The organism is Streptomyces sp. NPDC001663, from assembly GCF_042893105.1.
Taxonomy (GTDB): Bacteria; Actinomycetota; Actinomycetes; order Streptomycetales; family Streptomycetaceae; genus Streptomyces.
Window position 1 is genome coordinate 1 of sequence record NZ_JBIAUR010000036.1, and the last position, 23,604, is coordinate 23,604.

21 protein-coding genes and 2 pseudogenes are annotated in these 23,604 nt (G+C 67.9%); 9 read left to right on the plus strand and 14 right to left on the minus strand.

The annotated features are described in order from the left end of the window. The first annotated feature begins 96 nt into the window (after positions 1-96). Entirely contained in the window at positions 97-315 is a 219-nt protein-coding gene (locus tag ACFY1L_RS54370) for a hypothetical protein (RefSeq protein ID WP_351330819.1), read from the plus strand. Positions 316-1,141: 826 nt separating this feature from the next. Here the strand turns inward: ACFY1L_RS54370 and ACFY1L_RS54375 are convergent. The 3 genes and pseudogenes from ACFY1L_RS54375 to ACFY1L_RS54385 form a co-directional block, all read right to left on the minus strand. Further along, complete coding sequence (locus ACFY1L_RS54375; RefSeq protein ID WP_388843012.1) at positions 1,142-1,810, minus strand: alpha/beta fold hydrolase; 669 nt, start codon at positions 1,808-1,810, stop codon at positions 1,142-1,144. A gap of 956 nt (positions 1,811-2,766) precedes the next feature. Next, positions 2,767-3,162: pseudogene (locus ACFY1L_RS54380) on the minus strand (transposase); the annotation flags it as partial. 137 nt (positions 3,163-3,299) lie between these two features. Then, the gene (locus ACFY1L_RS54385; protein WP_388843044.1) at positions 3,300-3,875 is read right to left on the minus strand and encodes a transcriptional regulator; all 576 of its coding nucleotides are present in this window, start codon (positions 3,873-3,875) and stop codon (positions 3,300-3,302) included. Between the two features lie 431 nt (positions 3,876-4,306). Here ACFY1L_RS54385 and ACFY1L_RS54390 point away from each other — a divergent pair, with 431 nt between their 5' ends. After that, positions 4,307-4,858 carry a hypothetical protein gene (locus tag ACFY1L_RS54390; protein ID WP_388843013.1) on the plus strand — a complete coding sequence of 184 codons (552 nt, stop codon included), beginning with the start codon at positions 4,307-4,309 and terminating at the stop codon, positions 4,856-4,858. Here ACFY1L_RS54390 and ACFY1L_RS54395 read toward each other — a convergent pair. Further along, positions 4,815-5,561 carry an IS5 family transposase gene (locus ACFY1L_RS54395; RefSeq protein WP_388843014.1) on the minus strand — a complete coding sequence of 249 codons (747 nt, stop codon included), beginning with the start codon at positions 5,559-5,561 and terminating at the stop codon, positions 4,815-4,817. The genes ACFY1L_RS54390 and ACFY1L_RS54395 overlap by 44 nt on opposite strands. On the opposite strand from ACFY1L_RS54395, the gene ACFY1L_RS54400 reads away from it, so the two are divergent. Continuing rightward, positions 5,556-6,911: an IS4 family transposase gene (locus tag ACFY1L_RS54400; RefSeq protein WP_388843015.1), complete on the plus strand. Its 1,356-nt coding sequence runs from the start codon at positions 5,556-5,558 to the stop codon at positions 6,909-6,911. The genes ACFY1L_RS54395 and ACFY1L_RS54400 overlap by 6 nt on opposite strands. Before the next feature lie 17 nt (positions 6,912-6,928). On the opposite strand, the pseudogene ACFY1L_RS54405 reads toward ACFY1L_RS54400, so the two are convergent. Next, positions 6,929-7,167 (minus strand): annotated as a pseudogene (locus ACFY1L_RS54405) (transposase); the annotation flags it as partial. A gap of 386 nt (positions 7,168-7,553) precedes the next feature. Between ACFY1L_RS54405 and ACFY1L_RS54410 the strand changes: the two are divergent. Continuing rightward, positions 7,554-8,423 carry an IS5 family transposase gene (locus tag ACFY1L_RS54410; protein ID WP_388843016.1) on the plus strand — a complete coding sequence of 290 codons (870 nt, stop codon included), beginning with the start codon at positions 7,554-7,556 and terminating at the stop codon, positions 8,421-8,423. A 256-nt stretch (positions 8,424-8,679) separates the two neighbouring features. After that, complete coding sequence (locus ACFY1L_RS54415) at positions 8,680-9,549, plus strand: IS5 family transposase (protein ID WP_388843016.1); 870 nt, start codon at positions 8,680-8,682, stop codon at positions 9,547-9,549. 270 nt (positions 9,550-9,819) lie between these two features. On the opposite strand, the gene ACFY1L_RS54420 is transcribed toward ACFY1L_RS54415, so the two are convergent. From ACFY1L_RS54420 to ACFY1L_RS54430, 3 genes are read right to left on the minus strand one after another with little or no spacing between them, the layout of a single operon-like run. Beyond that, positions 9,820-10,692, minus strand: coding sequence for a substrate-binding periplasmic protein (locus tag ACFY1L_RS54420; RefSeq protein ID WP_388843017.1), 873 nt, complete (start codon positions 10,690-10,692; stop codon positions 9,820-9,822). 30 nt (positions 10,693-10,722) lie between these two features. After that, entirely contained in the window at positions 10,723-11,535 is an 813-nt protein-coding gene (locus ACFY1L_RS54425; RefSeq protein WP_119104714.1) for an amino acid ABC transporter ATP-binding protein, read from the minus strand. After that, on the minus strand, positions 11,532-12,311 hold the full coding sequence (locus ACFY1L_RS54430; protein ID WP_388843018.1) for an amino acid ABC transporter permease: 780 nt from the start codon (positions 12,309-12,311) through the stop codon (positions 11,532-11,534). The genes ACFY1L_RS54425 and ACFY1L_RS54430 overlap by 4 nt, the downstream gene beginning before the upstream one ends. Before the next feature lie 62 nt (positions 12,312-12,373). On the opposite strand from ACFY1L_RS54430, the gene ACFY1L_RS54435 reads away from it, so the two are divergent. Continuing rightward, entirely contained in the window at positions 12,374-12,580 is a 207-nt protein-coding gene (locus ACFY1L_RS54435; RefSeq protein WP_388843019.1) for a hypothetical protein, read from the plus strand. A gap of 17 nt (positions 12,581-12,597) precedes the next feature. On the opposite strand, the gene ACFY1L_RS54440 is transcribed toward ACFY1L_RS54435, so the two are convergent. The 3 genes from ACFY1L_RS54440 to ACFY1L_RS54450 all read right to left on the minus strand — a co-directional run bounded on the left by ACFY1L_RS54440 (position 12,598) and on the right by ACFY1L_RS54450 (position 16,151). Then, a complete protein-coding gene (locus ACFY1L_RS54440; protein ID WP_388843020.1) occupies positions 12,598-14,226 on the minus strand; it encodes an amidohydrolase family protein in 1,629 nt (542 codons plus the stop codon). Next, the gene (locus tag ACFY1L_RS54445) at positions 14,223-14,579 is read right to left on the minus strand and encodes a hypothetical protein (protein WP_388843021.1); all 357 of its coding nucleotides are present in this window, start codon (positions 14,577-14,579) and stop codon (positions 14,223-14,225) included. The genes ACFY1L_RS54440 and ACFY1L_RS54445 overlap by 4 nt, the downstream gene beginning before the upstream one ends. 183 nt (positions 14,580-14,762) lie before the next feature. Next, positions 14,763-16,151: a diaminopimelate decarboxylase gene (locus ACFY1L_RS54450; protein WP_388843022.1), complete on the minus strand. Its 1,389-nt coding sequence runs from the start codon at positions 16,149-16,151 to the stop codon at positions 14,763-14,765. A gap of 145 nt (positions 16,152-16,296) precedes the next feature. On the opposite strand from ACFY1L_RS54450, the gene ACFY1L_RS54455 reads away from it, so the two are divergent. Further along, complete coding sequence (locus tag ACFY1L_RS54455; RefSeq protein ID WP_388843023.1) at positions 16,297-17,322, plus strand: Lrp/AsnC family transcriptional regulator; 1,026 nt, start codon at positions 16,297-16,299, stop codon at positions 17,320-17,322. A 480-nt stretch (positions 17,323-17,802) separates the two neighbouring features. Here ACFY1L_RS54455 and ACFY1L_RS54460 read toward each other — a convergent pair whose 3' ends face one another. The 3 genes from ACFY1L_RS54460 to ACFY1L_RS54470 form a co-directional block, all read right to left on the minus strand. Further along, positions 17,803-18,045 (minus strand): transposase, encoded by a 243-nt coding sequence (locus ACFY1L_RS54460; RefSeq protein ID WP_388843024.1) that lies wholly within the window; start codon positions 18,043-18,045, stop codon positions 17,803-17,805. A 222-nt stretch (positions 18,046-18,267) separates the two neighbouring features. Further along, positions 18,268-19,356, minus strand: a complete 1,089-nt coding sequence (locus ACFY1L_RS54465) for a maleylacetate reductase (RefSeq protein WP_388843025.1) — start codon at positions 19,354-19,356, stop codon at positions 18,268-18,270. Next, positions 19,353-20,234: a dioxygenase gene (locus ACFY1L_RS54470; RefSeq protein ID WP_388843026.1), complete on the minus strand. Its 882-nt coding sequence runs from the start codon at positions 20,232-20,234 to the stop codon at positions 19,353-19,355. The genes ACFY1L_RS54465 and ACFY1L_RS54470 overlap by 4 nt, the downstream gene beginning before the upstream one ends. 415 nt (positions 20,235-20,649) lie before the next feature. Here ACFY1L_RS54470 and ACFY1L_RS54475 point away from each other — a divergent pair, with 415 nt between their 5' ends. Next, entirely contained in the window at positions 20,650-21,681 is a 1,032-nt protein-coding gene (locus tag ACFY1L_RS54475; protein ID WP_388843027.1) for an AraC family transcriptional regulator, read from the plus strand. 294 nt (positions 21,682-21,975) lie between these two features. After that, positions 21,976-23,499: a streptophobe family protein gene (locus ACFY1L_RS54480; RefSeq protein WP_388843028.1), complete on the plus strand. Its 1,524-nt coding sequence runs from the start codon at positions 21,976-21,978 to the stop codon at positions 23,497-23,499. The last annotated feature ends 105 nt before the right edge of the window (positions 23,500-23,604 follow it).

Below are 23,604 nucleotides of genomic sequence, written 5' to 3' on the forward strand. Positions count from 1 at the left end.
CGGCGACACGACAGACCACCACTCCCACAGGAACACCGACCCTACGCCCGACCAGCGAAAACACCGTTCTCAAGCCCGGAAAGACAACAGCTTCTTATGGTCACCGTTCTGCGGACCCGGATCGTCTCGGTCTGGGAGGCCGTCCGGCCGTTCGTGGAACGAGAGCGGGAGCTGCGAGGCGAGGCCGGCGGAGGCTCATACATGTCGATCTTCGAGGAGCTGGCGCGACTGGCGGCAGAGCTGCCACCAGAACACGTCTTCGACAGAATGACACAGACCCGCAGACGACCAACACGCTCCTGGCTGCGCGGCTGAAACGGCCTCTCACAGTCGAGTCGCCACTCCGGACGCGCACGGCCTGTAAGACGGCACAGCTCACTCCATAGCGCACCCACAGCCCCTCGACCTGCTCGGCGAAGGTCACCCAGACGCACTCCGCGCATCGCAGAACAGCCGACCGATGGTCAGCTCGATGGATACCTGCCGCCCGCCCACAGCGCCATCCGCGAGACGGCCCTGATATCCGCTGTGCCATCGCCGGGACGACGCCCCCGCAATCCGGGCACGACACCGGAACCGACCCCGCGGTTCTCGCCACAAGGCACAACACCCCACCCCCGGCACTCACTTCCTCCACCAGCACCCCGCCCAGGTGCGACGATGCGAGCAATTGTCCAATCTTGTGGATCCGCTGGGGTTGATCACGCCGCAAGGGTCTCGGGGCGCTCAACGAGCTGACCTCGTTCCAAGCGGGCTCCGGCTCTGACCAGGGCCACGAGGCGGGTGCGTGCACGGTCCGCCAGCCGCAGGCCGAGCCGGCGATCAGCCGTGGATGGCATTGAGGACGGCGGCAAGCTTTTCGGGCGCACTGATCATGGCCATGCGGCCGGTGTCGAGATCGATGACGTCGGGCCGAAGCAGCGCAATGGCTGCTGGAGTTCCTCGACTTGACCTGCACCTCGGGCTGAGGCCCGAGGATTCTGGCCTTCTCGATCGTTGCTGTGCCGCTACGCGGCACGGGCTTCGGTCGGGAATCCGTGGCTTCCTGTTTCTTCGCGCTGTGCCGGGATTGCTCCCGGTCTTACCGGCGCTCCGCAGAGCAGATGCGGCGACGCTCCGCGTCGCCACCAACAGATTCGCTTCACCCCCGGCGTGAACGCCGGGGCACTGCGAATGAATCCCAGTAGCACTGGTCGCACGTGAGGTGCACGTACGTCCGGGGGATCTCGCGTCTGTAGCCGCTCAGGTTCACGGCCTCGCTCAGCAGGGCGGCCGAGTCGTCGGCCAGCCGGTCCAGGGTGGACGCGGTGGTCGCCTCGTCCATGTCGTTGCACAGCATTGCGGCGGCGCCCTCGCGGGTCTGGTGGTAGACGCCGTCGGCGATGGACTGCTCCACCAGACCCCGCACTCCGGGATCGATCTGGTCAAGCACCCGAGACCTGTCCGTCGGCACCACGGCCGACACGTGGACGACGTGGCGGATCCGGTCAGGTACGAGGTCCAGGACACGCGGGATCGTGACGCCCGCGAAGGAGTGACCGACCAGGACCACGTCGCGCAGATCCTTCGCTTCAACGTCCTCTCGGACCGCATCGGCGCAGTCCGCGAGAGTGACCGTGCCCAGGTCGACTTCGGCCCTGGTCCCACGCCCCGGAAGGTCGACCGCCAACGCTTCCGCACTTAGATAGGGGATCAGCTCGTCCCAACACTTCGCGCCGAAGCTTGCCCCATGGAGCCCCTTCGCCCGGTAGGAGATCCGGTCGTCGCGGAACAAACCGTTGGCGATCTGCGTGAACCGGTCGGCCGCCATCACCGAAGCGACTCAACGACGGACACAAACACGCGGCCGGTGCGTCGTGCAGCACATGCGGAACATCGGTGACGCCGTGGCAGTGATCAGACCTGCCCGCAGACAGCCAGCGACCGAGACGCAAGGCGCAGCGACCCAGCCGACTACAGCTGGGCCACGTCTGGGCGTGGCAGCCTCAACAGCGGCTTGAACGATCGAGCCTCAGACAATGGGGCGGCAGTTTCCGAGCAGCAGGCCGCTGTCAGACCCTTCAGGTTCACTGGTCTGCCTGACCACGAAAGGGCGACCTGATCGAGCTGGTGCACAACGATCCGCAGGGCTGGTTACACAACTACCTCACCAGGACACCTGTACCCGTTCACGCCTTCCAGGGCATGGGGTATCTCTACATCCTGGACGTCACCGGGCCCACCTCATACGTGAAGGTCGGAGCTACCAGCCAGCCCCGCACCCGTCTCGAGGGCTGCGGGCGGAGGCCCATCGGCTCGGTTCCGCAATCGCCAACGTCTGGTTGTCCCCCGGGCATCCCGAGAATCACCGGAGCGAGGCCCTCACCTTGCGCGCGTGCCGCGCGCTCTCCCCATCCGCGACTCCGCGAGGCGAGTAATTCCCAAACATCGCCTTCTCCACTGCGCGCCGTGAAGCGATCAAAGTCGTCCTCGGCCTCCATGGCCAGGGCAGTGCGCTGCCCCTCCAGCGGGCCGCAGGCCTCCACGAGGCTCTCCCCGACCGCGTGCAGAGTGAAGCGCTCCGGGATCGGTGGAGGCTCTATGCGCTGACTCCAGCCGCCGGTTGGGGCTGGTGTTGAGCGTAGTAGTTGGTTTCGTGCTCGTGAGGCGGGATATCGCCAGTCGCGGTGTGGAGGCGTTGGTTGTTGAACCAGTCGACCCATTCCGCGGTGGCACCTCGACCCCGTACATGCCGGCCAGGTGGGAGCGGATGTCCCGCACCGACATGCCCCGCGCATACAGCGACAGGATCTGCTCGTTGAAGCCCGCCAGCCGCCTCGCGTGCTTGGGCACGAGCTTCGGCTCGAAGTCACCATTGCGGTCCCGGGGAATGGCCACGGTGACCGCGCCCGCGTCGGTCAGCACGGTCTTCGGCGAGGTCCCGTTGCGGCTGTTGCCCGAGCCGCGGCCGGCCGGATCATGCTTCTCATAGCCGAGATGTTCGCTCATCTCGGCATCCAGGGCCCGCTCCAGCACAGCCCGGGTGACCTCGGTCAGCAGCCCGCCCTGGCCCAGCAGAGCGGCTCCCGAGGCATCGGCGCGGTCCATCAGCCGCTCGACGACCTCCTCCACCAGCTTGTCCTCGACCGACTCGACAGCCGAGGCATTCTCGTTGTCCGTCATGCCATGTCCGTCCCAGCTGACCAGAGCCCGAGCCTGGGCTCCGGCCAGCCTGTCACATCACGGACTTACACGATCTTTCAGACACGCTCGGGCCTTGAGGCACAGGACACGCGCGAGGGGTCTGATGGAGATTGCCGTCAGGCTGCGAATCCGATGTTGGTGACGTACTCGTATTCGCCCCACTGGCTGCCGAGGTCGACCGTAACGTCGTTGACCCAGGCATCGTCAAGTGCCTCGTCGTCGTCGGCAGCCCAGGCTTCCACAATGCGGTCCCAGTGCCTCACGTTGAGCGTTCGATACTCGATCACGCGCTGAAGGGGCCTGGGTACCTGGCTCTGGTTGAGGGGGTGGAACTCGACGCGGGTACCGCGTCCTTCGCGGTTGAGGCGAGCGAGCAGGTACCGGGCCACGTTGTGGCGGCGCACCGTGTAGTAGGCGGTCTCGATGGCCTGCAGGTTCTTCTTCGACGGGTTGCGCTTGCCGTCAAGCCAGGCCTTGAGGGTGCGGTCGGTGACGGTGAGGCCGGCCTCGCGGGCGGCTGCGCGGGCGTGGTCGGTGCGGGTGAGGTAGTGCAACCGTGCGAGGAGTCCGCGTCGCTGGGTGATCGGGGTGGAAATGAAGTTGGCGAGTGCGTCGAGTTGGCGGGCCACGGCCTCGTGTCCCTTGATGCCGCGTGCACCGAATTTGCCGAAATCGATATTCCTCTCCGGCACCCTCGACTCCTCGCTCGCCGGGTAATTGACGGACGCTCGCAAGCGTCAATCCAACGCAAGGCAATACTACAGGAATTCGGCCCTTGGATTGCCACTTTCGCGGGACCAGTCGGAGGGTAGCAGCGCGTCACTTGTGGCCTCACGAATTCTTCTCATCAAGCGTCACTGAACATGCGCAGTGATCTGCCATAGGTGGGCGGCAGGTGTGTTCTGGTTGACTTCTCCCCCTCCTGGAAGGAGGGGGATACTCACGGCTCGCGCTGTGAGGGTTTCTGCTTCGTCGCCGACTGCCCGCCCGGAGTACTCCGTTGAGGTCTTAGAAGCTGTTGTCTTTCCGGACTTGAGGACTGCGTTTCCGCTGGTCGGGCATAGGGTCGGCGATCCCGTGGGAGTTGTGGCCTGTCGTGCTGTCGCTGCCTGGGAGGTCGTGGATGCCGTCGGTGGTTGGGCTGTTGGAACAGCGTGAGCTGGGTGCTCGCCGTCGTGTGGACGAGCTGCGGGAGGAAGCCGACCGTGTCCAGGCCGAGTTGGCCGTGGCCGAGCGGGAATGGAAGGAGTGGGCCATCGCCTGCTCGCGGGTCGGCGAGGTGCTGGCCCCCGTGGACGAGGGCGGGCGGGACCCCGCCCGGGCCGAGGGGACCGCGCCGGCCGCCGAGGAGCAGACCGGAAAGACGCCGCAGGTGCCGGAGGCAGCGAAGACGAAGTCGCAGGTTCCGATGTGGCGTGAGGGGCTGGCCTGGTCGGTGCTGTCGGTGGACTACCAGCGCATCCTTAGGGCTCTCGCGGACCGGGACCGGCTCCATCAAGGGGCGCTGACCTGCCAGGAGATGGCCGCGGCGTTCGGCATGGACGTGGTGCCGGCACGGGTGGAGGCGCTGCGGTCGAAGGCGAAGCACCTGGTCGCGCGCGGCTGGCTGGCCGAGCAGCAGCCAGGCCGGTTCACGCTGGCTGCGGGCGTGGCCGGGCCAGGCGGCGGGTCATGAGCAGGGCCATCGACCAGTAGACCATCGCCTCGGCGCTGGTGGTGCGACGCTCGTAGTCGCGCACCAGGCGGCGGGTGCGCATGAGGTGGGCGAAGAGACGCTCGACGATCCACCGCTTGGGCAGCACCACGAAGCCGCGCAGGTCGTCGCTGCGTTTGACGATCGCCAGGACCAGGGCGAGCCTGGCCAGGCAGTACTCGACGAGGCTGCCGCTGTAGCCTCCGTCGGCCCAGACCAGCTCCAACTGGTGGTGCGCGTCGGCGACTTGTCGCAGCAGCACCTGGGCGGCGGTGCGGTCACCGGTGTCCGCGGCGGTGACCATCACGCCCAGCAGCAGGCCGAGCGTGTCGACCACGACGTGCCGCTTGCGCCCGTTGATCAGCTTGCCGCCGTTGAAGCCGCGGCTGTCCGACCCGACGACGGCGTCCGCCTTGACCAACTGCGAGTCGATCACGCCGGCCGACGGCTCCGCATCCCGCCCCTCCCTCTCGCGGATCCTCGCGCGCAACCGGTCGTGGAACTCCTTGACCAGGCCGTGGTCGCGCCAGCGGCGGAAGAACGCATAAGCCCGGTCCCACGGCGGGAAGTCGGCGGGCATCGCCCGCCACTTGATGCCGTTGTCGCAATGCCGTTGCTTGAGCGGTGCAAGTAGTTCCTCCCAGGGGTGACCGCCGGGGTGCTGGTTCGTTGACCGGACATGCATCCATGGATCGGGTTATCTGATGAGGTTCGGCTCGGGTTGCTCACCGAGTGGATCGTTCCTGAGTTGGTGGACGAGGTGCTGACCGCGTGCGGTCGGCGGGATACCAAGCCCCGTCCTCTGTCGAGCCGATTCATGGTCTACTTCGTGCTTGCTCTGGCGCTGTTCCAGCAGGACTCCTACGACGATGTCGCGGAGAACCTGGTCGGCGCCCGGGACGAGATGGACCAGTCGGTCCCGAACAAGTCGTCCTTCACCAGGGCTCGGCAGCAGCTTGGGGCCGCACCGTTGGAGGGAGTGTTCCGCCGAGTGGCCGGGGCGATCGCTCCGCCCACTCTCGAGGCCGCGTTCTGGCGCGGGATGAGAGTTGCCGCGGTCGACGGGTTCTTGCTGGACGTACCGGAGAACGACACGACACGCACCGCCTTTGGTGGGCAGGTGGACAGTGCCGGTCGACCCATCGGGTTCCCACAGGCCAGGGTGGTGACGCTGACCGAGACCGGTACGCATGCGACGATCGACGCGCGAATAGGCAGCTTCAAGGGTGGTGGTGGCGAGCCCGCCCTGGCGACAGAGATGGCCGGCAGTGCCGCCGGCATGCTGGTAATCATGGACCGGGCCTTCCCCGGTGTCGCACTGTGGAAGGCATATACGCAGGCCGGAGCGCACTTACTGATCAGAGCCCGCACCTTCGTCGCCGCAAAGCCCATGGAGCTCTTGCCTGACGGGACCTATCTGACCCGGATGAATCTCGCCGGGCAGCGGCGCTCCCATCCGGACGGGGTGACAGTCAGGGTCATCGACTACCAGGTCGATGACGGCGAGACAACCAGGCTACTGACCGACCTGCTCGATCCGGAGTCCTGGCCCGCTGAGGAGCTGGCTGCCCTGTATCACGAACGCTGGGAGGTCGAATCCGCCTACCGGCAGCTGAAGACCTTTCAGCGGGGAAAGACCGAGGTGCTGCGGTCGGCGTCGCCGGAACTGGTACAGCAGGAGATCTGGGCTCACCTGACCCTCCATCACTGTCTGAACCGGATCATCATGAGGCTGGCCGACGGCGAGGGCCTGGACCCCGACCGGATCTCGTTCGTCAAGGTCCTCAAGCACACACGACGCAGCGTCGTCCTCCAGGCAGGCCAATCAACCCGCCGTCTGCGTCAGTTCATGAAGCGGATGGCCACGAAAGTCGTGCGCAAGCTCGACAACGGTCTCCGGCGACTACGCGCAGCAGACCGCTACACCCGCCATCCGGTCTCGCAGTACATCGTGCGCAAGAAAGACCAGGTCAGGCGAGGTACACGACGGGTTCCGGAAAAGGTCATCACCCTCACGCCCGCGATACTTCAGTAGCTCAAGCAACGGCATTGGCCGTTGTCGACCAGGTAGCGGATCGCATCGAGTATCGCCCGGTGGCAGTACGCCTCCGGCTGCCCTCCCGGCCGCGCATCCAGCCAGGCACCGGCAGCAACGGCCGTACCGCCGCCCACTCCGCGTCGGTCATGTCCGTCGGGTAGCGAGACTGCCGAAACCCGTTGTCGGCGGCGTTTCCGAACCGGTGAGCCAGACAGTCACACTCCAGCGTGAGGGAACTGGACGGCCCGGCCATCGACACGGAAGACTGCGGCACCAGGGCCTCCTGATGTTGCTCGGTGATTCGACACCAACGAGCTGTTCAGGAGGCCCTGCTCGTATGCGCCGAACACCCCGCGACCACTCAATCGAGACTCCCGTTCGACAGACTGGAACGACAACAGCTACTTAGAGGTCGTTTTCACCTAATCCATTACGGTGTGTTCGTGTTTCTGCTGTCCGGTGCTTTGGTGCTGGTGAGACTGTCGGGCTGGTGGTGGATGCCGAGACGAATGGTGTGACTCCTGGGGCGGAGGACGGCCTGCGCCTGTCTCATTCCAGGACGCCCGAGTCTGTCCCGTGCTTCGATACGGCCGCACGCACGCCTGGGCGCACGCCCCTGAACGGCGATATCTCCAGGTCATGGCTGACCGTCGCCCGTATCCGAGTGATCTGTCCGATGCCCGCTGGGAGTTGATCGAGCCGGTCCTGAGCGCCTGGCGCTACGAGCGTCACGGCCGGGCCCTGGGTTTTGGCCGGCCGGCCGAGCTCAACCTGCGCGAGATCATGAACGCGATCTTGTACGTGGACCGCACCGGGGTGCAATGGCGCTACCTGCCGCACGACTTCCCGCACTGGAACTCCGTCTACGGCTACTTCGCCAAGTGGCAGAAGGACGGCATCTTCGCCCAGCTCAACGGCGTGTTACGGGAGTTGGTCCGCGAGCAGGAGGGCCGAGGCGCCGAACCCTCGGCCTGCGTGATCGACGCACAGAGCGTGAAGACCTCCACCAGCGTGCCCGCCACCAGCCAGGGCACCGACAGCGCCAAGAGGATCGTGGGCCGCAAGCGGAGCATCGTGACCGACACCCTCGGCCTCCTCCTCGCGGTCCTGGTCACCGCGGCCAGCGTCCAGGACTCCAACGCCGGCACCCACCTGCTTGACCAGGTCGCCACCAACCACCCAACGATCCGCAAGACTTGGGTGGACGGCGGCTACCGCAAGCACCTCGTCGAGCACGCCGCCGCCCTCGGCATCGACATGGAAATCACCGCCCGCGCCCCCGGGACCAGGGGATTCGCCCCGATACCCAAACGCTGGGCGGTGGAGCGGACCTACGGCTGGCTGATGTTGCACCGCCGCCTGGCCCGCGACTACGAGGCCCTCCCGGCCCGCTCCGAAGCCATGATCCACCTTGCCATGACCGACCTGATGGCCCGCCGCCTCACCGGTGAAGTCACCATCTCCTGGCGCGACCCCACAAAACAGAATCAAAGCCCTACTCCAGGATGAAACATCGGGAGAAAACGACCTCTTAGAGGTCGTTTTCACCTAATCCATTACGGTGTGTTCGTGTTTCTGCTGTCCGGTGCTTTGGTGCTGGTGAGACTGTCGGGCTGGTGGTGGATGCCGAGACGAATGGTGTGACTCCTGGGGCGGAGGACGGCCTGCGCCTGTCTCATTCCAGGACGCCCGAGTCTGTCCCGTGCTTCGATACGGCCGCACGCACGCCTGGGCGCACGCCCCTGAACGGCGATATCTCCAGGTCATGGCTGACCGTCGCCCGTATCCGAGTGATCTGTCCGATGCCCGCTGGGAGTTGATCGAGCCGGTCCTGAGCGCCTGGCGCTACGAGCGTCACGGCCGGGCCCTGGGTTTTGGCCGGCCGGCCGAGCTCAACCTGCGCGAGATCATGAACGCGATCTTGTACGTGGACCGCACCGGGGTGCAATGGCGCTACCTGCCGCACGACTTCCCGCACTGGAACTCCGTCTACGGCTACTTCGCCAAGTGGCAGAAGGACGGCATCTTCGCCCAGCTCAACGGCGTGTTACGGGAGTTGGTCCGCGAGCAGGAGGGCCGAGGCGCCGAACCCTCGGCCTGCGTGATCGACGCACAGAGCGTGAAGACCTCCACCAGCGTGCCCGCCACCAGCCAGGGCACCGACAGCGCCAAGAGGATCGTGGGCCGCAAGCGGAGCATCGTGACCGACACCCTCGGCCTCCTCCTCGCGGTCCTGGTCACCGCGGCCAGCGTCCAGGACTCCAACGCCGGCACCCACCTGCTTGACCAGGTCGCCACCAACCACCCAACGATCCGCAAGACTTGGGTGGACGGCGGCTACCGCAAGCACCTCGTCGAGCACGCCGCCGCCCTCGGCATCGACATGGAAATCACCGCCCGCGCCCCCGGGACCAGGGGATTCGCCCCGATACCCAAACGCTGGGCGGTGGAGCGGACCTACGGCTGGCTGATGTTGCACCGCCGCCTGGCCCGCGACTACGAGGCCCTCCCGGCCCGCTCCGAAGCCATGATCCACCTTGCCATGACCGACCTGATGGCCCGCCGCCTCACCGGTGAAGTCACCATCTCCTGGCGCGACCCCACAAAACAGAATCAAAGCCCTACTCCAGGATGAAACATCGGGAGAAAACGACCTCTTAGACGGACTGGAACTGTTCGGCCTTGCGCGTGATGGGCGAATCGAGGCGTCCAGGGCCGAAGAGTGGTTCAGACCGCCCCGCTCCCGATGGAGGTCACCGCGTTGAAGGCGCCTCGCGGACTTCCTCTGAGCGGGGCTCCTGCTACCGGCCGGCGGAAGAGTTCCTGGCCGAAACGGTTGTCCAGGCAGAAGTGATGAGAATCGGTCGGTGGGGGCGCTGCCTCTGAGAGGCGCCCCACGGCCGTGTCACTTCTCGGAAGGGGCCAGGCTGGTGTTCTCGACCTGCTTCGCGAGCTTGGGTCGTTCCTTGATCAGGTCGGCGCTGACCGGGTCCTGGAAGTACTTCTTGTAGAGCTTGATGTAGGTTCCGTCGTCGATCATCGCGTTGATCTGGGTGTCGATGTCCTTGAGCAGCTTCGGGTCACCGTCCTTGCGCATGGGGAAGGCGGTGCCCTGGGGGGCTTCCCGTGTGACGGCGATGCGTACCGGCGACTTCGCGGCGTATGTGTCCGCGACGCCACCACCGAGAATGGCAGCGTCGATGCTTTTGGAGAGCAGCTGGGTGACGAGCGCTGTGTGGTCCTCGAACTTCACCTTACGCACGTCCGGCATGCGCTTGTCCATATAGTCCTCCTGCACTGAGCCGCTGACGACCCCGACCCGCTTGCCGTCGAAGTCCGACAGCTTGGTCTGCTTGTCGCCCTTCCGGGTCAGGATTTTGGTGAAGCCCCAGTAGTACGGGGTGGTGAAGTCGACCTGCTTCCTGCGCTCGGGGGCGGCGATGAACCCGCCGACCCCGATGTCGTACTGGTTGGCGGTCAGGCCGGTGAGCGCGCCCTGCAGGCTCGTGGCCTTGTACTGGACCTTCACGCCGAGGCGCTTGGCTGCCTCGTTCATCAGATCGATAGCGAATCCGCTGGGCTTGCCCGACTCGTCGGTGACCGCGAAGGGCGGCTGCTCGGACACAGTGCTCGCGGTGACCACACCGGGGTAGACCAGGTCCTTGTACTTGGCTGTTCCGGAGTCCGCTGCATTGCTGTTGCCGCCGCAGGCGGTGAGGGGGAGCAGCAGTGCGGTGGTGACGGCGCCGACGAGCAGTGTTCTACGGGAAATGTGCATGGCTGGGACTTTCTGTGCTGGGAGGGCGGTTCAGAGGATTTGGGAGAGGAACTGGCGCAGCCGGGGGTGTTCGGCGCTTTCGAAGATCCGGTCGGGGGTGCCGATCTCGGCGAGGCGGCCGTCGCACATGAAGGCGACGCGGTCGGCGGCCTCCCGGGCGAAGCCCATTTCGTGGGTGACGACGGCCATGGTCATGCCGCCCGATGCGAGATCCCGCATCACGGCGAGTACGTCCTTGACCAGTTCGGGGTCGAGCGCGGAGGTGGCCTCGTCGAAGAGCATCACCTCCGGCTCCATGGCCAGAGCGCGGGCGATGGCCACGCGCTGCTGCTGCCCGCCGGACAGCCGGCTGGGCCGCTGCTCGGCAAAGGCGGCGAGGCCAACCTCCTCGAGGCGGCGTCGTGCGGTGGCGCGTGCCTGTTCGCGGCCCATGCCCTTGACCGAGGTCAGGGCGAGGCTGACGTTGCGCTCGACGCTCATGTGCGGGAAGAGGTTGAAGTGCTGGAAGACCATGCCGACGCGGGAGCGGGCGGCGTCGACGTCGGCGTCCGGCGCGGTCAGACAGGTCTCGCCGAGCCAGATCTCACCACAGTCGGGGATCTCCAGCAGGTTCAGGCACTTCAGCAGGGTGGACTTGCCCGAGCCGGACGGGCCGATCACACAGAGGGTCTCTCCGCGCTGCACATCGAGGGTGACCTCGCGTACCACGGTGTTGGAGCCGTAGCTCTTGCTGAGCCCTTTGACCTGCAGGGCGGCGAGGTCGTCCGGTGTCCGGGGCGCGGCTTCGGTCTTGGCTTCGGGCAGGGGGGCGACTGGGTTCGGACCGGCGGTGGCGGGGGTCATCGGGCTTCTCCTCCGGCAGGCTGGAGCGGGGTGGTGGGCAGGTCCGGATCGGCCGAGGCCGGTGTCTTGTCGGGGCGGGGGCCTTCGCGCAGCCGTCTGTCCAGGTAGTTCACGAAGTAGGTCATGGGGATGGTCAGCGCGAGGTAGCAGATGCCCGCGGCGATCAGGGGTGAGGAGTTGTAGGTACGGGCGACCTCCTCCTGGGCAATGAAGTAGAGCTCGCGCTGTCCGACGGCTAGGCCGAGGAGGTAGACGAGCGAGCTTTCCTTGATGTCCTTGACGAACTGGCCAGTCATGGCGGGCAGCACGCGGCGGATGCCCTGCGGCACCACGACCAGGCGCATCGCCTTGAGATAGCTCAGACCCAGGCTGCGGGCGGCCTGCAACTGGCCGGGATCGACGCTCTGGATGCCGGAGCGGAAGATCTCCGCGGTGTACGCGCCGGAGATGATGCCGATCGCCAGGACCGCGTAGCCGAGGGGGTCGGTGCCGAAGGGGCGGATCCCGGCGGCGGGCAGGCCCACACCGACCAGCATCACCGTGATGATCACCGGAAGGCCGCGGAAGACGTCGACGTAGAGCCGGGCGGGCAGCCTCACCCACCATCGGTTCGACAGCAGCAGCATCGCGGCCGCCAGAGCGATGACCACACCGAGCACGATGGCCCCTGCGGCGATCGCCAACGTGTTCAGCAGGCCCTCGGAGATCAACCGCGGAAACGTCTCGGCGATCACGCCCCAGTCGAAGAACGTGTCGGCCAGAGCATTCGAAGCCAAAGAGACAGGGGACGAGAGGGTCATCACGACTCCTGACCAGGCGCGAAGGAAGAAGCGGAGGCGTGGAACTCCGAGCGGACCGCCCCCTCACCGTCATCGACAGCGCGAAGGTCGGGTATGTGCGGCACAGCGGCGCGGGGAACAGCCGGCTCGCCTCGCTGACGGCGATACCGAAGCCGACGATGAGGATGGTGGCCGGCGGCGGAAAGGTCACGAAGTTCCCGGAACGCGGTGTGCAAGGCTCTCGACTGGGGCTCAGTCGGCTGTGACTGGACGAGGGTGGAACTCACGGGGACCTCCTTGTGTGGTGGGAGAGGGAGCGCACGGCCGTCTTGCGGAGCACCGTGCCAGGGCGGTGTGTCGTGAAGTCGCCATCACGCAGTACGGGGCGGCCGTTGACGAGGACGTGACGAGTGCCCACGGCATAAGAGAGCGGGGCGTCAAAGGTGGCGGTGTCGCTGACCGTCTTGGGATCGAAGACGGCGAGGTCGGCGACCATACCTTCGCTCACGGTTCCTCGGTCGGTGAGGCTGAGGCGGGCGGCGGGCAGCGCGCTCATCTTGCGGACGGACTCCTGGAGCGTGAGGACCTGGCCGTCGCGGGTGTACCGGGACAGGACCCGGGCGAAGGCACCGAAGTTACGGGGGTGGGGGTGGCCGTCGGTGGCGGTGTCCAGGACCGAGCCGTCACTGACGACTGCGCTGCCGGGGTGGCGCAGCACTGTTTCCACATCCGCCTCGGACATTGCATGGTTGACGATCCAGACCTGGGCCTGGTGCGCGCGCAGTACGTCGAGGGATGCCTCGGCCGGATCGCGGCCAGTGGCGGCGGCGATGTCCTGGACCGTGCTTCCCACCCACGAGGAGTAGCGGCCCGGCGGCATCGCAGCGATGACGGTGCATTCGGGAAGGAAGGTGTGCCCGGTCTTCGCCCGGAGTTCCGAAGTGATCGCCTCGCGGGTCTTCGGATTCTCCAGTCGGGCGAGGAGCGCGTGGAGACCGCCGTCCAGCGCCCAGTCGGGAAGGCGCGAGGTGAGCCGGGTGGAGGAGGCGGCGTAGGGGTAGACATCGCACGCCACGTCCACTCCTTCCGCGACAGCGGAGTCGATGAGGGTCAGCGCCTCGTGCACCTTGCCGTGGTTGGCGGGACCCATGGCCTTGAGGTGCGAGATCTGAAGGCGCACGCCGCTGCGTCGGGCGGTTTCCAGAGCTTCGGTCACGGCCTCGACGAGATGGTCACCCTCGTCGCGCACATGGGTGCTGTAGAGCAGTCCGGCCTGCCGAGCCTCGGTGGCCAGCGCCACGACCTCGTCGGTGTCGGCGAACGACCCCGGGGCATAGATAAGTCCGGTGGACAGACCGAACACCCCCTGTTCGGCAGCCCTGGCGAGGAGCTTGCGCATGAGGGCGGTCTCGTCGGCTGTCGCGGGGCGCCGTTCGGTGCCGACTACGGCCACGCGGAGGGCCGCGTGCCCGACGAGCGCTGCGAGATTGACGCACGGTTCGGCCTTCTCCACCGCGCGTGCGAAGCCGTCGAAGTCCTCCCAGGGCATGTCGGCGGTGCTGAGGCCGCCGCGTGCGAGCGTGGTGTCCCACGCTTGGCGCCGCTCGGAGGTGACGGGGAAGGGGGAAGCGCCGCAGTTGCCCGTGACGATGGTGGTGACGCCCTGTCTGATGCACGCTTCGGCGCTGGGCACGTCGCACACGGTGTAGTCGGCGTGCGAGTGCAGGTCGATGAAGCCGGGCGCGACGACGTGGCCGGTGCAGTCGAGCACCTCCCGTGCGGTGGCGTGAGTCGTGGCCCGTCCGAGGAAGACGATGCGGTCGCCACGGATGCCGACATCCGCCCGTCGGACCGGGCCGCCGGTCCCGTCGATGACGGTGCCGCCGACGGCGAGTACATCGAATTGGTTCAACTTTCTTCCTTCGCAGTGGAGTTCGGTTCGGGTACCTGGCAGTGCGCGGCGGTCGGGTGAGCCGTACGAGGATGAGGGCGTACATGACCGCTGCCGGAATGAGGAGCGTCCAGCCCCAGCGAGAGCAGCGCCCTCAGCCCAGTGCCTTGGGCAAAGCGGAGAGCGCCCATCGTGTTCGCGTTGGGGTAGGGGCCGCAGGTGTCGGCCTTCGATCCCCGCAGATAGGTCACCGCCCAGGCGGCAGGTGTGAGGCCGATGCTGGTGCCGAGGAGGGTGGCGATGTCGATGGGTGGCCGGTGGACGAGGAGGATCGCGGCTGGCAGGGAGACCATGGTGGCCGGCAGAAGGTTCATGCCGCACAGCGAGAGCACGGCGTACATGACGAAGGGGAGCAGGTCCCGGATCGTCGGCGCGTGGAACGCAACCGAGTGTCAGTGTGGCGATCAGTCCCGCTACGGCAACGGCGTAGGGTGCGGCCTCCTTGGCCGCGGGCAAACGGCGAACGGGTGTCGTCGGAACTTCGGTCAGTGTCATGATCAGGCTTCTGTCTGTGCGAATCGCGCGTGGGCCGGGGTGCTGTCCGCGTCACTGAAGAGGAGTGCGTCTGCCTGGTCGACGCCGCTTTCCGCCAGGATCTCGACGAGGGTCTGTTCCGGGCGGACCGCGGCGAACCGTATGTCCGACTCGCGCGTGGTGAAGCCGTGTACGGCGGGTCGGGCGAGACTGTTGTACGACCAGGGGGAGGAGAAGTAGTAGCCGCCGGTGTCCAACAGCACCACGACGTCCCCAGGTGCCAGTTCGGGCAGCTTGCGTCCGCGGGCTACGAGGTCCCCAGCGAAACAGCACGGGCCCGCGACATCCTGGACCCGCTCCGGAGCATGCTTGGGCCTGCCGTCGGAGTCGTACACGGCGATCCGCAGCGGCCACGCCTCCGGCATGAAGACGGTACGGGTGGCGATGTGCGCGCCCGCGTGTGTCAGCGCGATGCGGCGGCCGCCGGTGTCCTTGGTGTACTCCACGACCGCGGCCGTGAAGCCGTTCTTGGCGACCAGTGAACGACCGAACTCGGTTACCAGGTCGTAGCGCCCGCCGAGGAGTTCGGGAACGGAGGTGCGCAGCTGCCGAACGTAGTCTGCGTAGGTCGGGCGGATCTCGTCGTCGTCAAAGTTGACCGGCAGGCCGCCGCCGATATCCAGACTGGTCACCTGCTGCCGGCCCGCCATCGCGTTGATCTCCTCGGCGAGTTCGTACGCGGCGCGCACTCCCTGGCCGATGAGTTCCAGGGGGCAGCCTTGCGAACCGACGTGCACGTGCAGCCGAGTGAGCCAGGGACGCTCGGCGAAAGCCTTGAGGATGCGCTTCCGTGCTCCGGCATCTCGCAGTGGCACGCCGAACTTCGAGCTGAGCGAGGCGGTGCTCATCGCGTCGATGGCTCCGGCGCCGACCTGTGGGTTGATCCGCAGCCCGAGCACCGAGGTGCTCTCGCTCACAGCGAGTAGTTCGCCGATGCGGTCCAACTCGGGAAAGTTGTCGGCGTTCACCGCCACTCCCAAGGCGAGCGCGTCGGCCAGCTCGGCACGGGTCTTCGCGGGTGAGTCCAGCACGATGCGTTCCGGCGGGAAGCCGGCAGCGACGGCCTGGGCGAGTTCGCCCGGGCTGGCGACCTCGCACCCCATGCCGGACCGGGCGAGCAGTCGCAGCACGGGGACCAAAGGCGCGGCCTTGGCGGCGAACGTGTGCAGCACTGGTGCGTCGCCAAAGGCCCGTTGGAGGTCGCGCACGGACTCCTGGATCCCGTCGGCGTCCAAGAATCCCGCCGCCACATGGGCGGGGCCGATCAGACCGGACCGCACCGCCTCGCGGACAGCTCGGTCACGCTGCTGTCGACCGCCTTCACTGTCTTGATCGACTTGCGCAATCCTCACGATCTCGGACCTCCTCGGTGCCCCAAGAGTGTTCGGGCCACCAGAATCGGCAGGCTTCGTGGAACGACTACCGAAACGCAGCATTCCGTCACGACAGGCGAACGGGAGGCTTATACGCAGCTCGTACACCGTGATAAGCAGAGGCATGTCGCACGATTCCGTCGATGAGAAAGACCTGGAGCTGATCCATGCGCTCCAGCTCTCCCCGCGCGCCTCCTGGGCTCAGATGGCCGGGGCGCTCGCGCTCGACCCGGTGACTGTGGCACGCCGTTGGGAGCGGCTGGCCGAGGAGGGACTGGCGTGGGTCACCTGTGTGGCCGGCACGGCCCTGCACAGCGAGTTCTGCATGGTGTACATCGAGATCGATTGCATTCCCGGCCGGCTGGACCACATTGCCACCGCGTTGAGTACCGAGCCCCACGTGCGCTACGTCCACCACCTCACAGGCCTGTACGGGCTGCTGGTCGTGGCGACGTTGCGCACATCCGCGGAGGTGTCGGCATGCCTGCGCGGCACGGTAGGGCAGCTGTCCGGTGTCCGGGCGTACCGAGCGGAGATACGGACCGTGGGCTACGGCGAGCCGAGCCGATGGCGTCTGCGCAGCCTCGAACGGTCACAGCGACACGCATTGGAACCGGCCGGCACACCGTCCACGACGGTGGGAGGTGCCCGGATGGACGCTGTGGACCGGAAACTGTTCCGGCTGCTGCACGAGGACGGCCGCATGTCCTACACCGCGCTCGCCGACCGCGCCGGGATCAGCGAGCCCACCGCGCGCCGCCGCGTCAAGCGCCTGCTGACCCACCGGTTGCTCCGGCTGCGCTGCGAGATGGCACAGTCCCTGTCGGGCTGGCCGTACTCGGCCTTCTTGTGGGCGAGCGTGGCACCGCAGCACATGGAGTCCACGGCACGCTCGCTTACGGCGCTCCCTGACGTACGCCTGTGCTGCGCCCTCACGGGAGAGCGGAACCTCCTGCTGATGGTCTGGCTACGGTCCCTCGGAGATCTGCCGCAGTTGGAGGCGACGATCACTGAGCGCTCTCGAAATCTCTCCATAGTGGACCGGGCCGCCTGCCTGCACACCGTGAATCAGATGGGCCGACTGCTCGACAGCGAGGGGCGCAGCGTCGGGTATGCGGCGCCCAATGTGGGGGCGTTCCTGGACGCCTGAGAAGCCGTATCTCAACCGAACGTGATCGCTTGATTTCCGCTGGTCAGGCATGGTCTAGCTCGGAGTCAGGGAGGCATGCGGCGTCTTGTGTCGGCTCCGTGATCGAAGGGTGCACGATGGCGTCGGTGCTGGGAATGCTGGAGGAGCGGGAGACAGCGGCTCGGGTGCGGGTGGAAGGACTGCGGGAGGAAGCCGCGCGGCTGACTGGGGCGTTGGAGGCCGCGGAGATCGAGCTGGACCGGCGGGTGATCGCACGGGAGGAGCTGGTCGAGGCCCTGGCAGCCTCGGCTGCCGAGACCACCGCCGTGACCGGGGTGCAGGCGCAAACCGTGTCGTCGCCCGCGCCGGTGCCGGGCTCGATCGTGCCGCCGTGGCGCGAGGGACTGCAGGTGACGGTGCTGGCGCCCGACTACCAGCGGATTCTGGGCGTGCTCGACGAGCGGCAACCTGCGGGCCAGGGGCCGCTGAAGGCCAGGGAGATCACGGCCAGGCGCTGCTTGATCTGCTCGGCCTCGGCATCGCCCGCCACGAGATCCCGCCCGCGACCAGGTAGCGGACCGCGTCCAGCAGCTGGCGGTGGCAGTAGCTCTCGGGCTGCCCGCCCCTGCTCTTCAGCCAGGCCGGCACCGGCAGCAACGGTCGGACAGCCGCCCACTCCGCGTCCATAGTGTCCGACGGATAGCGGCGCACCCGGTCTGGATGATCGGCTGCGTTGCCGTACACGTGCGCGAGGCAATCACACGATGGTGCAGCCGAGTTGAACTGGACGGGCTCGGACGCGTACAACAACGACACCAGGGCCTCCCGGCACTGCTCGGTCAGATTCGCATCCCCGAGCTACCGAGAGGCACTGTCTTCATGCGCGCACAACACGAAGATCACCCCGGCGGGAAGCATGTTCGACCCACACGCTCCATGATCGGTTGAGATACGGCTTCTAAGCACCTACGCGGTCGGCGTGCCGCTCGTCGGGGGTCGTCCGGCCCAGGCGGCACGCAGGAGGCCGCCGAGGCCTTCCGCGGTCACCTCGCGAGGGTTGGCGTAGGGGTTGGCCAGCGCGACCTGGACGACCCGGTCGATGTCGTCCTCGGCCATGCCGAGTTCGCGCAGGGACCGCGGGGCGCCGAGCCGGCCCGCGAGGCCCCACAGGTACGAGGCCGGGTCGGCGGAGGTGCCCAGAGCGCGGCCGAGCACTGCCACCGCCTTGGGCGCCGCGACCTGGTTGTAAGCGAGGGCGTGCGGGAGGACCACGGTGTGGGTGGGGGCGTGGGGTAGGTCGAGGGTGCCGCCGAGGGCGTGGCAGAGCTTGTGGTGCAGGGACATGGTGGTGGCCCCGAGGCAGGCGCCGCACAGCCACGCGCCGTACTGGGCACGTTCACGGGCCTCGAGGTCGCTGCCGTCGGCGACGACGTCCGGGAGCGCGGCGGCCAGCGCCCGTACGCCTTCCTCGGCCATCAGGTCGATGACCGGGGAGGCGTCCGGGGCGTACAGGGCCTCGACTGCGTGTGCGATCGCGTTCATGCCACTGGCCGCGGAGACGGCGGCGGGCAGGTTCACGGTGAGCGTGGGGTCGTACAGCACCGAGACCGGCAGGACGCGTGGATCGCGGCCGGTGCGCTTGACGCCGTTCTCCGTCAGACCCCACACGGGCGTCATCTCGGAGCCGGCGTACGTCGTCGGGACGGCGATGACCGGCAGGCCGTACCGCAGGGCGACGATCTTTCCGAGGCCGATGGCCGAGCCGCCACCGAAGGCGACGCAGCCGTCCGCGTTCACCTCCTTCGCACGTCGTTGGGCCTCGGCCGCCGACTCGGCGGGCACGTGCATCCGGGCGTGGGGGTGGATGTCCACAGCTCGCGGGCCGATGAGGCCGGCGACGGTCGCGGCGAGCTCCCGCTGTCCGGGCGAGCACAGCACCATGACCCGCTTGAGGCCGGCGTGGTCGATCTCATCGGCGAGCCGGTCGACGGCGCCGGTGCCCATTACCACGCGCATCGGGAGCGCCTGGTAGGCGAAGTCGAGCGGGGTGTTCACCGGGCGCCCTTGTCCGTCTCGGGGTCGACGGTGATGTCGAACTCGGCCATGCGGAAGGGAGCGGTGACCCGGTACTCGAGGGCCTTCTCCTCGTCGTCGATCTGTGGAAAGCCGACGACCAGGCTCTCCTTCACGGCGAAGACGGCGTCCGAGTCCAGGTAGGGGCCATCGGCGACGAAGATGTGCGTTGTAAGCGTTCGGTGGCCGTCGGCCTCGACGATGAAGTGGATGTGCGCCGGGCGGTAGGGGTGGCGTCCGGTGGCGCCGAGCAGCACTCCCACCGGGCCGTCGGTCGGAATGGGGTAGTGGCTCGGCACGACCGTGCGGAACCACACGCGGCCTTCGTCGTCGGTCCTGAACAGTCCACGCCCGTTGCCCAGCGGCTGGACGTCGGGCTGCTGCACGTCGTAGAAGCCGTCCTCGGTGCACTGCCACACGTCGACGCTCGCTCCGGCCAGTGGGCCACCGTCCGCCGACGTGACGCGGAGCGAGACGACACAGGGTGTTCCGGTGCCCATGAGGTCGATGTTGTCGCCGCTCTCGCGCTTGGGGGACTCCACGACGTGGAAGGGTCCCAGGACCGTGCTCTCGGTGCCGCCGCCCTGCTCGTTCACCGTCTCGACCAGCATGGAGACACCCAACACGTCGGAGAGCAGGATGAACTCCTGGCGGGTGGGATCACATTTCTGCCCGACAGCGGTGAGGTGGTCCACCGCGTACTCCCACTCCCGGATCGTGGGGCGCAACTCACGGACGTAACCGTGCAGATGGCGGACGAGCCCTTGGAGCAGTTCACGCAGGCGCCCGTCCGGGGTGTCACGGAAACTGTCCACAGCGGCGGCCGTGATGGCCTCCATCGCCTCGTCGGTGCCAGGCATGACATACCTCCAGTGGTGCGCGTTCCTCGATCGGGGTCGCGACCCCGATGTGCGTCAACTGCCGTTCGCCGACGAGCGCCCGGACCGGCGGACGGCCCTGCCGACCGCCGAAGGCGCAGAGGCCAGCATGCAGGGCAAACGCTCCTCCGCACGCCGGGCGGTGCCAGGCGAACGGGCTGAGGGAAACGCTAGGGAGCCACGGCCGGGGGCGATATCCGCAAAGCGCGACCGCCACCCGAATCGCGCGACGCGTTCCGGACGGCCGCTCCGGGGACGCGGCCAAGGCGGGCTCGGGAAGGACTCGCGTCCACCGCCTGTGTGACGAGGCTCGCACCAGACCGATGACCTGGCATGATCTGCCGGAACCCGTCGATCACCCCTTGTTGCACGGACAGGGCGCGGATAACAATGGCGCATGGGCCGCTCCCCCTTGGCGAGCCACGTGCTGTGCCGCGACTCGGGCTTCGAGGACTTCCGCGAACGCCTCAACGACCTGTTCTACCCCGCCGAAGTCACCCCGCTGTCGGGCCCCGAGGGCCCCGGTGGCGAACTCCGTGGCACACGCACCGAGCACATCACCATCGGCCTGATGACCTTCGGCCAGCGCACGCGTGTCGATCCCGGGCGGACGCCGTCGCACTACCACGTCAACGTCGTCCTCCGAGGGGCCATCGAAGCGGCCACCGGCCACCAGGAAATGGTGGCGACCGCCGGAGACGCGATGGTCTTCACACCGACACGACAGCACCGGCTGCTGAGCTGCGACCACGGCGAGCAACACCTCGGAATCAAGATCGACCGGGGTCTCGTCGAAGCCGAACTCGAGGCCCTCCTGGGCCGCACGCTGCAGGCTCCACTGGAATTCGCGTTCGACTTCGATCTGACCACCGCGACCGGGCGCAGCTGGCGCAGCACCCTGGACCTGTTGCTCGCGGAGTCCGACAGCACCGGCGGGCTCATCGGCCGGCTCCCGGTCCGGCAGCACTTCGAGCGCCTCCTCGTCAGCGGCCTGCTGCTGGCCCAGCCGCACAACTACACGGAAGCGTTGCTGGGTCCGCAGCCTCCCGCCTACCCGCGGACGGTACGCAAGGCCGTCGACCTGATCGAGGCCCACCCCGAGACCCCCTTCACCGTCGGGGACCTGGCCCGGGCGGCGGGCGTCAGTGCCCGGCGTCTCCAGGAAGGATTCAGGGAGCACCTCGGCGTGACTCCGCTGACGTACCTGCGCAACGTCCGCCTGGACCGTGTTCACGCCGCCCTTCTCACGGGTGCCACCGGGGTCACCGAAGCGGCCGGGCGGTGGGGCTTCACCCACCTGAGCCGGTTCTCCGAAGCCTATCGCCGGCGCTTCGGTGTCGCACCCTCACAGACGCTGGCCGGGGCCGGCGGTCAGAACCTCGGCAAGCGGGGGATCCGCGGGTTCAGCGGCGAACGGATGCCGACCTAGCCGATACCGCGGCCACCGCGCTCACCCGGAGGGATCCCCACGCGGCGGAGGAGAACTCTGGGAACTTCCTGAGAAGGGGGCGGCACGTCGGTCGTGGGCGCTGCGTCACCTGCGTCGCTCTCTCACCAACGCTCAGAAACCTCCCAGAACCTCTCGGGAACGTCGTACCGGGAACCGCCAGTGTGTGCGGGTCCCTCGCACGCGGCGCCGTGGTCCCCCGCTCGGCGCCGCGTGTCCCCCGCGAGCGAAGCGGAGAGTTTCCCTATGGCTGCCACCACCCCCCGCCCTCGGACCATGCCTGGTTCCAGCCCGTGGCCTGGTACGGATCCGCGGTCCCCACGCCGCACCGTGCCGGTCCGGCTGATCGGCACGTGGCAGAACGCTCTGGGAGGCGCGGCGGCCGTGCTGTGCGCGGTAGTTGCCATGGCGGCCGTGTCCGCGCTGGCGCTGGCCCTGTTGGACGCGGGATCGTTCGGCTCGCTGTGGTCGCTTTCGATGACCCTGACAGCCATGGCCGTCGGCGGTTCGGTGAGCGCGGGTTCGGATGTCTCCGCGGACACCGGGTCGATGGGCGGTCTGGCTTCCCTTTTCGGCGGTGGTGGCGGTATGGGGCCGTCGATGAACGGTGCGGTCGATGCCGTACCGCTCGGCGTCACACTGGTCGGCGCCGTCGTCCTGTGGATCGCGTTCTCCCGGCGGCTGCGTCAGGGGCAGCAGCGGCGGTTCACCGCCGGTGAACTGGCCGTGCGGGCGGCCGGAGCGGGATCCGCGGCACTGGTGACCTTCATGATCGTGGCCGGCCTCGCAGGAGGATCGGCCAGCATGCCCGCGTCGGCGATGACCGGGATGGGAGGAGTCGGCGGCGACCGGTCTGCCGGTGGATTCGGTGGCGGCGATGGCCTGGGGGATCTCATGGGCAGTGGGAGCGGTGGTGGCCTGGGCGGCCTCATGGGCGGTGGCGGTACGGGGGCAGAGCCGGCGATGTCATACCACGTGAGCGCGGGATCGGCGGGCCTTGGCGCGCTGCTGTGGGTGGCCGTCGTACTCGGTGCGGGATGCCTGATCAGCCGCCGGGTGCGGCTGCCGGTGGGCGGTGCGCTGAACGGGCTGCGCGCCGACTGGGGCCCGAGCCTGTCGGCCGTCGTCCGCACCACCCTGGTCTTGGCGGCCGTTCCGCTGGTGGCCCTGACGGTCGTCGGGACGGTGGCCGGTGGCCGGGCCGGCTCGGCGGCGGGTGCCGTCCTGCTGGCCGCCCCGAACGCCCTGGCGGTTTTCCTGACACTCGGCGTCGGTTCCTCGTGGACGGCCGCGGTGCACCCGGTGCACAGCGACGGCGGCGCCAACCCGCTCGCCGCTCTCATGGGCGACATGGGTGGTGCGGGTGGGATGGGCGGCGGTCGGCAGCCCGACCGTACCGAGCACCTCAGGTCCCTGTCGGCGGGCGGATGGCCGCTGTGGCTCGCGGCCCTCGCGGTGACCTGCCTGATCCTGCTCGCCTGCGCCTATCGGGCAGTTCGGGCCACGCACCCTGCCCGGACCCGCCCTCTGCTCCCCTACCGGGGCCCGCTGTCCGGGCACCTCGCCATGGCCGAGCGGTTCGGTGTCGTCACGGCCGTCGTCCTGGGCCTGGCGGCCTGGCTGGCGGGGGCGTCCGGGAACTTCGGCGTCAGCATGTTCGGCAGTCAGATGGGGGGAATGGAGGCCGAATTGAGCGGCAGCGTGCTGCGGACGGTTGTGTTCGGGCTGCTCGTCGGGGGCCTGGCCGGATTTGCCGGGAGTCTGCTGTACGCGGTGCGCGGTTTGCGTGGGCAGCGGTGACTGGGGCCTTACGTGGTGGTGCCAGGAGGCCTTACGTGGTGATGACAGCCTTCCTTCATATCCTGCAGGGCAGGATCCCGCCCGCCGCGGGGTGCGTGCCTCCTG